This is a genomic window from Methylophaga sp. SB9B (genome assembly GCF_004832235.1).
Classification (GTDB): Bacteria; Pseudomonadota; Gammaproteobacteria; order Nitrosococcales; family Methylophagaceae; genus Methylophaga; species Methylophaga muralis.
In genome coordinates, this window is sequence record NZ_SSXS01000012.1 from 62,467 (window position 1) to 77,613 (window position 15,147).

Annotated in this window: 14 protein-coding genes; 9 read left to right on the top strand and 5 right to left on the bottom strand. The window is 45.0% G+C overall.

The genetic code is table 11. From position 1 onward, the window contains the following. The first annotated feature begins 94 nt into the window (after positions 1 to 94). The 7 genes from E8Q33_RS12495 to E8Q33_RS12525 all read left to right on the top strand — a co-directional run bounded on the left by E8Q33_RS12495 (position 95) and on the right by E8Q33_RS12525 (position 8,677). Complete coding sequence (locus E8Q33_RS12495; RefSeq protein WP_136555128.1) at positions 95 to 559, top strand: pentapeptide repeat-containing protein; 465 nt, start codon at positions 95 to 97, stop codon at positions 557 to 559. Between the two features lie 111 nt (positions 560 to 670). Then, positions 671 to 1,651 (top strand): YdiY family protein, encoded by a 981-nt coding sequence (locus tag E8Q33_RS12500; protein WP_136555130.1) that lies wholly within the window; start codon positions 671 to 673, stop codon positions 1,649 to 1,651. Positions 1,652 to 1,737: 86 nt separating this feature from the next. Continuing rightward, a complete protein-coding gene (hrpA, locus tag E8Q33_RS12505) occupies positions 1,738 to 5,670 on the top strand; it encodes an ATP-dependent RNA helicase HrpA (protein ID WP_371413299.1) in 3,933 nt (1,310 codons plus the stop codon). A 224-nt stretch (positions 5,671 to 5,894) separates the two neighbouring features. Next, positions 5,895 to 6,290: a cytochrome c gene (locus tag E8Q33_RS12510; protein ID WP_069295968.1), complete on the top strand. Its 396-nt coding sequence runs from the start codon at positions 5,895 to 5,897 to the stop codon at positions 6,288 to 6,290. Positions 6,291 to 6,360: 70 nt separating this feature from the next. Further along, positions 6,361 to 6,651, top strand: coding sequence for a PepSY domain-containing protein (locus tag E8Q33_RS12515; RefSeq protein ID WP_069295967.1), 291 nt, complete (start codon positions 6,361 to 6,363; stop codon positions 6,649 to 6,651). Between the two features lie 3 nt (positions 6,652 to 6,654). Beyond that, on the top strand, positions 6,655 to 7,332 hold the full coding sequence (locus tag E8Q33_RS12520; protein WP_136555131.1) for a response regulator transcription factor: 678 nt from the start codon (positions 6,655 to 6,657) through the stop codon (positions 7,330 to 7,332). Then, positions 7,325 to 8,677, top strand: coding sequence for an ATP-binding protein (locus tag E8Q33_RS12525; protein ID WP_069295965.1), 1,353 nt, complete (start codon positions 7,325 to 7,327; stop codon positions 8,675 to 8,677). Before E8Q33_RS12520 ends, E8Q33_RS12525 begins: the two co-directional genes overlap by 8 nt. On the opposite strand, the gene yjgA is transcribed toward E8Q33_RS12525, so the two are convergent. The 5 genes from yjgA to E8Q33_RS12550 are packed head-to-tail and all read right to left on the bottom strand — an operon-like array spanning position 8,671 to position 13,409. After that, positions 8,671 to 9,201: a ribosome biogenesis factor YjgA gene (gene yjgA, locus E8Q33_RS12530; RefSeq protein WP_136555134.1), complete on the bottom strand. Its 531-nt coding sequence runs from the start codon at positions 9,199 to 9,201 to the stop codon at positions 8,671 to 8,673. The genes E8Q33_RS12525 and yjgA overlap by 7 nt on opposite strands. A gap of 2 nt (positions 9,202 to 9,203) precedes the next feature. Further along, positions 9,204 to 9,620 carry a secondary thiamine-phosphate synthase enzyme YjbQ gene (locus tag E8Q33_RS12535; RefSeq protein ID WP_069295963.1) on the bottom strand — a complete coding sequence of 139 codons (417 nt, stop codon included), beginning with the start codon at positions 9,618 to 9,620 and terminating at the stop codon, positions 9,204 to 9,206. After that, a complete protein-coding gene (locus E8Q33_RS12540) occupies positions 9,620 to 10,663 on the bottom strand; it encodes an anthranilate phosphoribosyltransferase (protein ID WP_136555136.1) in 1,044 nt (347 codons plus the stop codon). The genes E8Q33_RS12535 and E8Q33_RS12540 overlap by 1 nt, the downstream gene beginning before the upstream one ends. Beyond that, positions 10,664 to 12,676: an NAD-dependent DNA ligase LigA gene (gene ligA / locus E8Q33_RS12545; protein ID WP_136555138.1), complete on the bottom strand. Its 2,013-nt coding sequence runs from the start codon at positions 12,674 to 12,676 to the stop codon at positions 10,664 to 10,666. Continuing rightward, positions 12,660 to 13,409, bottom strand: coding sequence for a cell division protein ZipA C-terminal FtsZ-binding domain-containing protein (locus E8Q33_RS12550; protein ID WP_136555141.1), 750 nt, complete (start codon positions 13,407 to 13,409; stop codon positions 12,660 to 12,662). The genes ligA and E8Q33_RS12550 overlap by 17 nt, the downstream gene beginning before the upstream one ends. 59 nt (positions 13,410 to 13,468) lie before the next feature. On the opposite strand from E8Q33_RS12550, the gene queF reads away from it, so the two are divergent. Continuing rightward, positions 13,469 to 13,858, top strand: coding sequence for a preQ(1) synthase (gene queF / locus E8Q33_RS12555; protein WP_014707089.1), 390 nt, complete (start codon positions 13,469 to 13,471; stop codon positions 13,856 to 13,858). 3 nt (positions 13,859 to 13,861) lie between these two features. Continuing rightward, positions 13,862 to 15,139, top strand: a complete 1,278-nt coding sequence (locus E8Q33_RS12560) for an FGGY-family carbohydrate kinase (RefSeq protein WP_136555142.1) — start codon at positions 13,862 to 13,864, stop codon at positions 15,137 to 15,139. The last annotated feature ends 8 nt before the right edge of the window (positions 15,140 to 15,147 follow it).

Sequence of the window (15,147 nt, forward strand, 5' to 3'; positions counted from 1 at the left end):
CTAAAAGGCCAGACAACGGCGTCCATTAAGCGAACATTTTTTCATCAATCGTTGGTCTGATTAACGCGTTATTCTTGAAATTGAGGAAAGTACAATGAAATCAATGGTGATTATCACAATCCTGAGTTTTTTCAGTACATCTGCTTATGCTTACAACAAGATTTATCTGAAAAGATTACTCGAACAGAACCAATGTCATCATTGCGATTTAAGTGAAGCACCGTTAGAAGATCATGATCTGAAAGCTGCCGATATGAGCGAATCCAATCTCAAAGGCATCAACCTTAAAAATGCCAATGCCAAAGGTGCCTGGTTTACTCACTCCCGCATGCATGGTGCCCAACTTGAAGGTGCCAATCTCAGTAATTCGTTAATGGATTACAGCCAGTTGATAGATGCCAATCTTAAAAATGCCACCCTTGACGGTGCACACCTGATTTTCTCAGATATGACGGGAGCTGATTTGACCGGCGCATCAATGGAGGGAGCCCATGTCCGGGGCATTAAATATTGTAATACCACTATGCCTGATGGCAGCATAAACAATGATGGTTGTTAGAACCGGTAATATTTCCCGAGATTTAAAGATAAATTCCCGACAAGTTACCACTGACATTTGATTCAGTTGTAGATAGTATATGGCAGAGAAAATCTGCCATAGGAATTAGTTTTGTTGCTGAAAAAATTTTTATTTGTCTGTTTGTTGGCTCCTGTTTTGTCTTACGCTGCTCCCGTTACATTGGTTTTAACCAATGGTGATCGTCTTCAAGGCGATTTATTAGAGCGCAATCAGGAATCTCTTACGATTAAACATCAACTGCTCGGTGAAATGACCATCAGTACCAATACGGTCTCAGAGATCAAGACCGATTATGAAGCCCTAGCGCAGCAAACTCCCACCACTGAGCAGTCAACTCCTCAACCCTATGTCGAACCAGCAGGCCTGGTAGCAGCAGCTGAGCCAGAAGACTCTGGTTTATTTGGCACTGGTTGGTTATCTGACTGGGAAAGACGTTTTGATTTAGGTCTGACCGGCAGCAGAGGCAAATCTGATAACAGTAAAGTAAACGTAGCATTTAACGCCGACCTGGCCACTGAAAGAACCCGTATCAATAGTAGAACTGCTTATTTTTATGCTAAATCAGAAGATGAAACCTCTGATAACAGCTTTTTTACTTCCATTAACCGTGACTGGTTGAAGCCAACAACTCCTTGGTTCATGTTTGCCGGTGGTCGCTTTGATATCGATAAATTCAAAGATTACGATTACCGGGTAAATGCTAACAGCGGTTTTGGTTATGAATTTGCAAACTCCGAAGACTTTTTATTCGTTGGTCGTTCAGGTGTGGGTTTTAATAAAACTTTTGGCGGAGAACGCCAAGAATTCACTCCTGAGGGTTTATTAGGTCTTGAATCTCGCTGGCGGATTAATGCAGCTCAACGTCTGGCACTGGCCAATACGTTCTATCCAAGTTTTGATTCCTTTGATGCTTATCGTAACGTGACTACTTTTGATTGGATCCTGGATCTCGACGAACGTGCCGGCGTAGCCTTAAAAGTGGGTATGACCAACGAATATGATTCAGAAACTGAAGATAACATCAGTAAAAATGATTTCAAATATATGTTGTCACTGTCTTGGAGTCTGTAAAGACGTCTAATCTCACATAGCATCGATGCTAAATGTATGATTCAGCCCTCAGGGCCATTGCATGCGTCCGGGTAAATTGAAGATCAGTGAACAACCTACAGCAACAACTAGAATCACAAATACAAAATACAATGATTGCCGACCAGCACAAGCTGCGTCGGCGCTTATTGCAGTTGCAGAATAAATCCGCTAATGAGTCAGAATGGCTGAGCCTGCAACAACAAATTGAACGTTCCTATCAACGTTATCAGTTACGACGAGATAATCTCCCCAAACCATCCTTAAATGCTGATCTTCCGGTTATCGAACGTCGCGAAGATATCGCCAAGGCAATTCAGCAACATCAGGTAATTATTCTTTGCGGCGAAACCGGCTCAGGTAAAACCACTCAGCTTCCGCAGATATGTCTTGATCTGGGTCGAGGCGTCGGTGGGCTGATTGGTCATACTCAACCACGCCGTATTGCGGCCAGAACTGTCGCCACCCGAATAGCCGAAGAACTGAAATCTGAAATTGGTGAATCAGTAGGATATAAAGTCCGATTTCATGACCAGGTGAAGGCCGATAAAAGCTACATCAAGCTGATGACGGACGGCATTCTACTGGCCGAAACGCAGAATGATCCATATCTCAGCCAATATGACACACTGATTATTGATGAAGCCCACGAACGCAGTCTGAATATCGACTTTTTACTGGGCTATCTGAAACAACTGCTGCCTAAACGCCCCGATCTGAAACTGATCATCACCTCAGCCACTATTGATACCCAACGTTTTTCAGAGCATTTCAATAATGCACCGGTGATTGAGGTCAGCGGCCGCACCTACCCTGTGGAAATCCGTTATCGGCCGTTAATGAGCCGTGATGATGACAGTGAAGATCTGGATTTTATTGATGGTATTGTTCAGGCTGTCGATGAATTGTGTCGTGCCGGTCCCGGAGATGTTTTGATTTTTCTTTCTGGTGAGCGCGATATTCGTGATGTTTCTGAAGCCCTGCGTAAACATCATCCGCCCAATACCGAAATTCTGCCGTTATTTGCCAGGCAATCCGCCAGTGAACAGAACCGTGTGTTTAAAACCGGTGGGCCACGGCGCATTATTCTGGCCACCAATGTTGCTGAAACCTCGCTAACGGTACCGGGCATTCGCTACGTGGTAGACCCCGGTCTGGCTCGTATCAGTCGTTACAGTGTGCGCAATAAGGTGCAACGGTTACCGATTGAGAAAATCTCGCAGTCCAGTGCTAATCAACGCTCCGGTCGTTGTGGGCGGGTTGCCGCTGGTATCTGTATTCGTCTGTATGACGAAGAAGATTTTGCCGCCAGACCCGCGTTTACCGATCCGGAAATTCTGCGTACCAACCTGGCCTCAGTCATTTTGCAAATGACGGCGTTAAAACTCGGCGATCCAGCTAAGTTTCCGTTTATCAATCCCCCGCCACCGAAGATGATTAATGATGGTTATCGGTTGCTGGAAGAACTAAATGCCGTTAATGACAAACGACAAATCACTGAAATCGGCCGACAGCTGGCGAAACTACCGATTGATCCCCGTATTGCCCGAATGATTCTGGCAGCAAATGATCAGAATAGCCTCAATGAAGTTTTGGTGATCGCCAGTGCTCTGAGTATTCAGGATCCGCGTGAACGGCCAATGGATAAACAACAGGCTGCTGATGAAGCGCACAGTAAATACAAAGATGAACGCTCGGATTTTTTGGCCTTCCTCAAACTGTGGGATCTGTATCACGACCGGCAAAAACATTTAAGCCAAAACAAGTTTCGCAAATACTGCAAAGAAAATTTCCTGTCATTTCTGCGCTTACGCGAATGGCATGATATTTATCAGCAGCTGCATGTTCAAACCACTCAAATGGGCTTTAAGCCAAATCAACAACCGGCAGAGTATCAAGCCATTCATCAAGCCCTGCTCAGTGGTCTGCTCAGCAATGTGGCCATGAAGGCTGATCAGCACAGCTATGCCGGAACACGAAATCTGAAACTGAAAATTTTTCCGGGTTCTGCCCTCCACAAAAAAGGGCCGAAATGGATCATGGCCGCCGAGCTGGTTGAAACCGGACAACTCTATGCACGGATTGTTGCCAAAATCGAACCCGAATGGATCGAGCCGATTGCTGGTGAATTGGTCAAACGCCAATACAGTGATCCCCATTGGGAGAAAAAGCCGGCACAGGTTGTTGCATTCGAAAGTGTCAGTTTATATGGCCTGCCAATTGTTAACCAGCGCAAAATTCACTATGGCCCTCTGGATCGCCCTACGGCTAATGAAATATTTATCCGTGAAGCGCTGGTCAATGGTGAATTCAACTGCAGTGCAGCATTTTTCAAGCATAACCGTGAGTTGATTGATGAAATAGAACTGCTTGAGCAAAAGTCGCGGCGACGTGATGTGCTGGCAGATGAAGACACCTTGTTTGCCTTTTATCAGCAACGCATTCCTGGCGACATTATTAATGGCCATGGCTTTGAAAAATGGCGCAAACAGGGTGAGAAAAAAGACCCGAAATGTCTGTTTATGAGTCGTGAGATTCTGATGCAGCACAACGCCGAACTGGTGACGGTGGATAGTTACCCGGATCAATTGCTGGTAAACCGGGTGCCTTTGCCTTTGGAATATCATTTTGAGCCTGGCAAGCAGCATGATGGGATCACTCAGACTATTCCACTGTCGCTGCTCAATCAAAGTGATGCTGAGCGTTATGAATGGCTGGTGCCTGGGTTACTGCGCGACAAAGTTATCTTTCTGCTGAAAAGCCTGCCTAAATCATTGCGCCGACATTTTATACCGGTACCGGATTATGCCGATCGTTGCCTTAAAGCGCTGACACCATACGAAGGCGCATTATTACCAACATTAAGCGATCAGTTGCGCAAAATGAGCGGTGTGGAAATCAAACCTGATGACTGGCGTCTCGAAGATCTGCCACTGTATTTAAAAATGAATTTCAAACTGGTCGATGAACAAGGCCAGTTATTGGCTGAAAGTCGGGATTTAAATCAGTTAAAACAGGACTGGTCAAAAGAAGCGGCTGCCAGTTTCCGGCAATTACCCGATTCAGAATATGAAAAAACCGGCCTGACTGGCTGGGATTTTGAGGCATTTCCCGAACATATCGTGATGCAGCAAAATGGTCTGGAAATGACCGCCTACCCGGCTTTGGTTGACCGGGTTGAACATGTTGATCTGACCTTGATGGATACCTTGCAACAGGCGAAATCGTTTTCAGCTTTAGGGCTGAGAAGACTGTTTATGCTGGCAGAGAAGGATAAAGTTAAATACCTGCAGAAAAATCTGCCGGATATTCAGAAAATGTGTCTTCACTATGCCAATGTGCCAGCAGCCCCATTTGAAGAAAAAACAACGCAGCAAATCACGCCATGTGAGCAGCTGAAACAGGATTTGATTGCGGTGGCATTTGATCGATGTTTTTTAAAAGATCAAGACTGGCCACGCGACAAACAACAATTTGAACAGCGGCTGCAACAACGCAGTAGTGAACTTATCAATACTGCCAATCAACTTGCCAGACTGATTGCAGAGCCATTGAGTGAGTATCACGCCATTGCCAAACGCCTGTCTGGAAATATCCCATTAGCGGCGATGCATGCGGTCAAGGATATCCGCGAGCAATTAGGTTATCTGCTGTATCAGGGGTTTGTGCATCACACACCGGATGAAGCCTTACAACGTTTACCGGCTTATTTTCGTGCTATCGGTGCACGTTTAGATAAACTCAAGACAGATCCAACCAAGGATCGCCAGCGTCAAATGGAAGTCCAACCACACTGGCAACGTTATCTGAACAATATCAAACGTGCTGACAATGAAGCCATGCAGCAATACCGCTGGATGATTGAAGAGTTGCGTATCTCGGTTTTCGCTCAGGAAATCGGTACTGCTATCCAGTCTCAAGCAAACGACTTGATAAGCAATGGTCCGAGTGCTAAAAATTCATCCTTAAATTTCATAGCCATTCAGTATCAGTTCAGTTAAATATTGCTACCCTGAATTTCATTTCGATGAGTGGGGTTTGCGCCATGCCAAAATACCGCTGCACTATAAGCCAGATCGGCTATGTTTCCCCAACGCCATTCTCTCGAATATTTAACAGTAACTATTCCCAAAATAATATTGTTCTCAACCATGCTGGGTCTGTTCTAGATAATGTCATGCTAAGCTCACCAGATTGTATTTATTTAGATGGTCGATAAGCCGTTATGAATTTACGTTTTACAGTTTTCGTGTTTTTTTGCTGTTTTGGCTTGTGGTTTGAGCCAGCCCAGGCTCAGGCTGGCTATAAAGTCACTGAGGGAAATAAACTGGATCCGCAAACCTATCGTGGATATTTACTTTATCGAAACTGGTGTGCTCGCTGTCATGGCACATTCGCCCAAGGACTTGCAGGACCTAATTTAGCAAATAGCCTGAATCAAGCTTCTAAAGAAGAATTCATGCAGGTTTTGTTTAAAGGAAAAAAAGGCCGGACAGGCATCATGCCCGGCTTTCAAGATAATCCCCAGATCGTCAATGGTCGTGAACAACTCTATAGCTATTTACGTGCACGTGCGGACAACGCCATCGGACCCGTAATGCCAGAACAAGGTCCAAAATAATGCATTCACTGACTGCTCGCAGTTTGTTATTATCCAACCATAACAAGCACAATAAAACTAAGGTTATTACATGAAATTTTCCTGGTATCTGCTAATAATGATTCTCACCTTACCGTTATCAGGGTATAGCGATCACTTACCGCCGGAAGCGGAAGCCGGAACCAGCATTAATGATATCGCTCTACCATTGACTAAAAAAACGGCCGCAGAACTGGCTCAGGTTGAATCGGGTGGCCGGGTTTTATCCGTCGATCAAGAGCAATATCAAAACCATACAATTTTTCGCGTCAAAGTATTGCATCAAAATGGTAAGGTAAAGACCTACCGACTGGATCGGGATACCGGATATCAAATGCAATAATTTATGCGTGTTTTATTAATCGAAGATGAACCCCAACTACGTGAACAGATAGGCCAGCATTTACGTCAACAACAACTTACTGTTGATATGAGTGCGGATGGCGAAGACGGATTATATCTGGGCTCAGAATACCCATATGATGTTGCCGTTATTGATCTTGGCCTGCCAAAACTTTCCGGCATCGAGGTGATAAAAAAACTTCGTGAACAGAATGTTACTTTTCCCATTTTAATTTTGACGGCTCGAGGACGTTGGCAAGACAAGGTTGAAGGTCTGGAAGCCGGTGCAGATGATTATTTGGTCAAACCCTTTCATTTTGAAGAGTTACTCGCTCGGTTAAATGCTTTAGCTCGCCGTGCAGCGGGGTGGACAAACTCAACGATGCGCTGTGGTCCGGTAGAACTGAATCCAGCGTCACAACAAGTCACTGTTCATCAATCCGCAATCGAATTGACCGCATTTGAATACCGGCTACTGCACTATTTGATGCTCCATGCTGGTGAAGTCATTTCTAAAACTGAACTGACCGATCACATTTATGAACAGGATCAGGATCGTGACAGCAATGTCATCGAAGTATTTGTTAAACGGCTGCGTAATAAGTTGGATCCGGATAAATCTTTAAACCCGATTGAAACCCTTCGCGGCCGTGGTTACCGATTAACGTTGCCTCGTGAATAAATTCACTCTGTCACTGACCAATCGGCAGTTAATTGCCGTAACCTTGGTATTAAGTGCTTTTCTGGGAATATCGGCGTTCAGTTTATTTAATGCTTTTGCCGGCAATGCCGAGACGGCGCAGAAACAGCGTTTATTGAACTATGTATACACTCTGCTGACTGCTGCAGAAATGAGTCATGACGGCAAATTAATCATGCAGGATAAGCTGGCAGAACCAAAGTTTTCCATTCCTAATTCCGGTCTTTACGCACAGATTACCAGTGGCGATACCATTGTCTGGCAATCGCCCTCGGTTATCGGATTGTTTCTCGCTCTTCCCTATCACCCCGGCCCATCTGAACAGTTATATAGTCAGATAAATCTTGATAATGGCATGAAATTACAAAATCTGGCCTTCGGTATCGTTTGGGAAAATGACGATGGCGAGCATTTTGATTACACCATAAATGTTTCTGAAGACCAGCACATGCTGGAAGCACAAATTGACGAATTTCAGTTAAATCTTTGGTATTGGTTGGGCGGTACTGGTTTGATGTTACTGATTGCACAATGGTTAATTCTCCGCTGGAGTTTGCAACCACTGCATAAAGCCGCTGCTGATCTACATGCGATTGAATCCGGTAAACAACAGCGTTTGGGGGATGATTATCCTAGCGAACTGCAACAGCTCACCCGCAATATCAACAACCTGCTTGATCACGAGCAATCTCGCCGGCAACGCTACAAAAATTCACTGGCCGATCTGGCTCATAGCCTGAAAACACCTTTAGCATTGTTAAGATCTGAGCTGGAAAGTTGTGATGATGTGGTCGCCTGCAAATTGACGGGCGAAGAGCAATTAGACCGTATCAACGCTTTAGTCGACTATCAACTACAACGTGCAGCCACTGAGGGTAAAAGTAACCTTCTGGCACCAGTATCGATTGGAGAAATCATCAATAAACTGATGAACTCACTGAAAAAAGTCTATCAAAGCAAGAACATTCATACTCAATGTGAAATTGAACGAGATGCCATGTTGCATGCCGATGAAGGCGACATGTACGAACTGCTGGGTAATCTACTGGAAAACGCTTTTAAATACTGTAACCATCAGGTCAACATCGTATTACGTCAGCAAGATCGCAGGATTGTCGTGCGTATCGAGGATGATGGCCCTGGAGTGCCCGCGCATGCCAGCGCTGATATTATCAAACGCGGCAATCGCATAGATACCCAGATTGAAGGTCAGGGATTAGGCTTGGCCATTGCCAGTGATATCGTTGAAGCTTATCAAGGGAAAATCAGTGTACAGCCAAGTTATCTAGGCGGTGCTTGCTTTCTGATTGAGCTAATCGATCATTGATTTTGCTGTAACTGTTGGAGATACTTAAACAGTAAACGAGCCGATTTTGGTGGCTGTTGTTTGGCGGCTTCCTGCTTTGCATTACGCACCAGCTGCCTCACATGTTGGTTATCAAAATCTTCAAATTGCTCGCGTAACTCCGCCATGACCGTATCGTCTTCAACCAACAAACGATCACGCCATTTTTCCAATTGGTGAAATTTGTCGGTTTGTGCCTGCAGTGGTTGCTTTAGCTGATCCAGCTTCTGCTGAATTTCTTCATGATCCAGTCGAGCAATGATGCCGCCGATATAACCTTTCTGACGTTTTAAAGCGCCTTTGCTCATGGATTGGGCGTTGATCACAGCTTCAGTTAAATCTTCGTCCAGTTCCAGCTTTAATAAATCTTTTTTAGGCAAATCAATTAAGTCCTCGCCTAATTTTTTCAGTTCATCAAGCTCACGTTTAATACGTGATTTACTCTTGGGAATCGAAGACCAATCAAATTCCTCATCAAGGTGATCCTGTTCAAATTCTTCATTCATTATTATTCACCTTGTACTGTAATAATTACCCGACGCTGCTGGCGGTGAGTGCGATGTTCCCATAAATAAATGCCCTGCCAGATACCCAGTGCGCATTTGCCATTACTGACAGGGACTACTAAGTCCGGATTGGTCAACACGGTACGGATATGAGCACTCATATCATCCGGGCCTTCATCCTGATGCAAAAACATAGCATCACCATCTGGAACGATGTGCTGCATAAAGGTTTCTAGATCCCTTCTAACGTCGGGATCAGCATTTTCACATATCATCAAAGACGCGCTGGTATGTTGCACAAACACATGGCATGTACCCGTAGTGATTCCTGACGCAGCAACAATTTTTGCGACTTCATCAGTGATATTGAGAGTACTGCGACCTTTCAATTCAAATTGTAATTGCTGTTGCAGAATCATCATTTTTTACCTTGTTCAAAAACAGCAAAAGCTTTACCAGAATCCAGAACATTTCTGACCGCATCACCTGCTGCCATTTGATCTTTAACTAAACCACAATGCCATAAGGCCATGGCCGTGCCATAGACCAGTAAATCATAGGCCACGCCTTTTTCCCCTTGCAGGGCAGCCAGACCACGCTGTGCCGATTCAGATGCTGTGAGTTGTTCTTGATCAGGCATCACTCCGCGGGTTTGTTGACTGACACCGAAAGCCTGCGGATCCAATGAACATGGTTTTAACGCACCATCTATCAATAAAAAATTATCCGAAGCTTCCCGCAAGGTCGGCACAATACCACCTTCCAGCCCACGCACGATCAATGCACTATCAAAACCACTTTGTTTAGCCAGATAAGCCAGCACAGGTGGATAAGCTTTATGCACAAAGCCAATTTGCAGATGGGTCTTTTTAGCTTTAACTGGCATCACCAGTTTTTCCAATGTCGCCAAGCTTGGGCGTTTAATCATCAAACGGCGCAAATCCTGCAGAGCAAACAAACTCGGTGTAGTAATAGCCTGATCCAGATAAGCCCAGCCGATATCGGCATTGTTTAAATGCTCAACGGCTTCAGGAACACTCATTCGAACATTCACCCCTGCGGCTTCTAGAACCTGGGCGTGAGTAACACCAAATTTCGGTGCCATTTCATACACACCCTGAGATAAAGCCGGTAATCCACAGGCTGCCATAACTGCTGGCAAAAATGCTGCGATCGGACAATGACGACTAAACCCGTTAAAAGGATCTGACAGCAACATGACGTTTTCAACATTCAGAGTTTGTTGCCCGGTCTTTTCCTGCATGGCTAAAAGCAAGCCCAAATTTTCTTCATCGGTTTCACGTTTCATTCGAAGTGCAATTAACATCACTGCCATTCTTACTGGATCAACTTCACCTGACAGGATCTCTCGCATCGCTTCACGACTTTCTTCCAGACTGAGATCTTTACTCAGATGGGGACCGGTCGCGACTTTTTTGATGGCATCAGCAACTGCACTCATTTAATTAATCCACTGTATTAGGGTCGCTTCATCGACCACATCAATCCCGAGAGATTGGGCTTTATTCAATTTGGAGCCAGCATCTCTGCCAGCTACCACATAATCGGTTTTTGCAGAAACGCTGCCTGCTACTTTGGCACCCAGTGCCAATAACTTTTCCTTGGCTTCACTGCGTGACAGATTTTCTAAGGTTCCGGTCAATACAATTGTTTTGCCGGCTAATTCTGAATCAGCATATACCGGTTTTTCTTCCGGCCAATTTATTCCGGCATCTAACAATCGTTGAATCACATCCAGATTGTGCGTTTGTTGGAAGAAGGTATAGATATGATGCGCAACCACTGGTCCCACATCTTCAATTTCGATTAACTCGTCTTCTTTGGCGGCGATTAATTTATCTAATTCGACAAAGTGTAATGCCAGAGATCGTGCAGTTGCCTCGCCAACTTCTCGAATGCCTAATGCATATAAAAATCGTGCAAAACGGGTGTTTTTGGCCTGCTCTAAAGCATTAACCAGATTTTCGGCAGATTTTTCACCCATACGTTCCAGAGCCGAAAACTGTTCTTTGTTCAGATAAAATAAATCGGCAGGATCTTTAATAAGTTCAGCATCAACCAGTTGTTCGACCAGCTTATCGCCCAAACCATCAATATCCAGTGCTTTACGTGAAGCAAAATGTTTAATTGCTTCTTTACGTTGCGCGCCACAGAACAAACCACCACTGCAACGAGCCACGGCTTCACCTTCAATCCGTTCGACTTCTGCCCCGCAAACCGGGCAGTTAGTGGGCATCACAAACTCAGCTGCACTAGCAGGACGTTTATCTTTGACTACCTGCACCACTTCCGGGATCACATCCCCCGCCCGGCGAATAATCACCGTATCACCGATGCGAACATCCTTACGACGAACTTCATCCTCATTATGCAGCGTGGCATTACTGACCGTGACACCACCAACAAACACTGGTTGTAAGCGTGCTACCGGCGTTAACGCACCGGTACGGCCCACCTGAACTTCAATATCCAAAACCAGCGTGCTTTCTTCCTGAGCCGGAAATTTATAGGCAATGGCCCAACGCGGTGCTCGTGAGACAAAACCCAGACGATCCTGCAATCGACTGTCATCAACCTTGAATACAACACCATCAATGTCATAGGAAAGACTTGCACGCCGCTCACCAAGTTGATGCAGATACTCCAGACATTCATCAACACCTTGTAGCTGTTTGGTGTCGGGACAAACCGCCCCACCCCATTCGCTGATGATCTGCATGGCTTCGGTGTGACTTGCTGGGCGCTCCATTCCCTGAATTTCGCCAAGCCCATAACAGAACAAAGCCAAAGGACGGCTGGCAGTTACAGAAGAATCGAGTTGTCTTAATGAGCCTGCAGCGGCATTACGTGGATTAACAAACAGTTTTTCGTTATTGGCCAAACGCTGTTGATTGAGCTTCTCGAAACCCGCTTTTGGTATATAGATTTCACCACGGATTTCAACCACTTGCGGAACATTATTACCGTGGAGTTTCAATGGAATATTACGAATGGTCCGGACATTTTCAGTGACATCTTCTCCTACTGCGCCATCCCCACGAGTAGCAGCCTGCACTAATAAACCGTTTTCATAACGAATACTGATCGCCAGACCATCGAGTTTGGGTTCTGCAGCATAGGTAATTACGGCATCGGTATTGAGCCGATCCAGAACACGTTGATTAAACGCAGTCAATTCGGCTTCATCAAACACGTTATCCAGCGATAACATCGGCATTGCATGTGTCACCTGGGTGAACTTGTCTAGCGGTGCAGCTCCGACTCGTTGTGTAGGTGAATCAGCTGTCGCCAGTTCAGGGTAATCTGCTTCAAGCTGTTTTAATTCGGCAAACAAGCGGTCATATTCCGCGTCGGTCACTTCTGGTTCATCAGCGCTGTAATAGAGAAAATTATAACGGTTGATTAAATCTCGAAGTTGCGCTGCACGATTGCTGATTTCAGTTGAAATCGTCATCAGATTTATTGCCTGTCTGCAAAGATAAATTTAATTCAAAAATCCGGTTGCGAATGCCTTCCAGATGTTTATCGGTTATCGGTTCACGTTTTTCATCACACAATATGCCGCCCAGATAAGCAGTCAATTGCTGTGCAGTATCCAGCATGGAATCAAATACAGTGAGGCCATTTATAGGGCCCGGAAGTTTTGCGAATAATAATAATCCCGGTGTTTTCATCGAGATCAGCTGATCCGGTAATAAGGTGCCCGGGTCTAGAATATTGGCAACGCTGAATAAGGTTTGACGACGATTGTTAACGGTATAACGATGATAAATCTGCATATCGCCAAAATGCATTTCTTGCTGATCAAGGGCTGATTTTATAGCGCGCCCGGTAAACATTTGTGATTCTGGCGCCATAATCGTCAGCGCAATCACCATTTCCCAATCGGGAGCTTCTTCGAGCTCTTCGTCTTCGAAATCTTCGTCGAGTTCTAGCTCGTCAAATTCATCGTCAATATCTGATTCATCTGAATTCAAACGTACTCGCGGTCCATCCGATAATTCAACCGTATCCTGCGCAAAAACCGAATCAAACCGCGCATGAAAATCGCTATTGTCCGTTTCATCAAAACGATCCAGTTCACGCTCGAACTCTTGCGCACGCTGCTGCTGCCGCGAATGGGTATACCAGCCGCCGATCACCAGCACTACTAAAACAATTACAGACAGAAGAATGATTTCAAACACTTAATTAAATCTACCAACTCAGGGATAATAACGGTTTTGTTAACTGTTAGAGATTACCTATGTCTACGCTACCAAGCAAACAACTGGAAACCTTCGATAACGCTGTTCCGGAGCGGGATTATACCATCCACATCGAAACACCTGAATTTACTTGCCTGTGTCCCAAAACCGGTCAACCGGATTTTGCCACGATTAAAATTGATTATGTACCCGATCTAAAATGCGTTGAACTGAAATCTCTGAAACTGTATTTCTGGTCATATCGTGAAGAAGGCGGTTTTCATGAAAAACTGACCAACCAAATTCTTACCGATTTAGTAGCAGCAACTGAACCACGCTTTATGCGTGTCACTGGTATCTTTAATGTGCGTGGTGGTGTCTACACCAATGTCGTTGCTGAATACCGTAAAGAAGGTTGGGTTGCCCCGACACCTGTTCATCTTCCATAAAACATGCGCGACAGCACATGGATTGGCATTGATTTCGGCACCTCCGGGTGCCGGGTCTGCGCCATTGATAAATCGGCCAATATTATTGCCCAAACCGAACAAAGCTTCCCCGCCTCGTCAAAATCCTATCCATCGCCCCAACAACAGTCCCAATTTCTTTTCAACACGTTAAAAACTTTGCTAAGCCAACTGTCTGAGTTGGATATTGACTCCATCAGCATTGATGCCACTTCCGGATCAGTGATGTTGTGTGATTTTGATGGACATCCATTAAGTGAGATGCTGATGTATAACGATCAGCAAGCCATTGAGGCTAGCGAAGATATTGCTAAACTTGCTCCGGCAGAATCCGCCGCAAATGGGCCCAGCTGTGGCCTTGCCAAACTAGTCTATTTGCAACGCTCATTGGCATTGCCAGCAAACTATTTTCTATTGCATCAGGCAGACTGGTTGGCCATTCAATTAGGTGCCAAACCTGGTTTTACCGATTACAACAATGCACTTAAATCAGGCTTTGATGTAACCAACAATTGTTGGCCTGATTGGTTAAGCGCACTAACGCCATTACATGTTTTACCGCAAGTGGTAACCCCAAGCACGGTGATTGGCGAATTATCAACATCAGTCATAAAAACTCTCGGACTCAAACAATCTACACCTCCTCTTATCAAAGCAGGAACAACCGATAGCCTCGCTGCTTTTATCGCAACCGGTGCGAATAAGATAGGTGATGCAGTCACCTCACTCGGCTCAACGCTGGTATTAAAGCTTGTCTGTCAGAATCCGGTGTTTGATGCCAAACGTGGCATATACAGTCACAAGCTTGGCAATCACTGGTTATGTGGTGGTGCGTCAAATTCTGGTGGTGTGGTGTTAAGGCACTATTTCAGTGATGAGCAATTAGTCGCTTTGAGTCAGAAAATTGATTTGCAAATGCCAGTCGAAGATTATTATCCATTGCTAAAACCCGGTGAACGTTTCCCAATAGCGGATCAGGATTTTCCCCCGCGCATGCATCCACGCCCGGCAGAGGACCAACAGTTTTTATATGGTTTACTATCAGGAATTGCCCGTATTGAAAAAGCCGGATATGAATGTCTGCAACAATTAAGCAAGACGCCATTAACCTCAATACGCAGTGTCGGGGGCGGTGCAAAAAATGCTGTGTGGACTCAACTTCGCCAATCATTGATAGACGTGTCTTTCAAACCAGTAGAACATACTGATGCTGCCTACGGCAGTGCATTACTTGCAAAAGATGGTCTTAAGTTATTTCAATAAGGTATTGA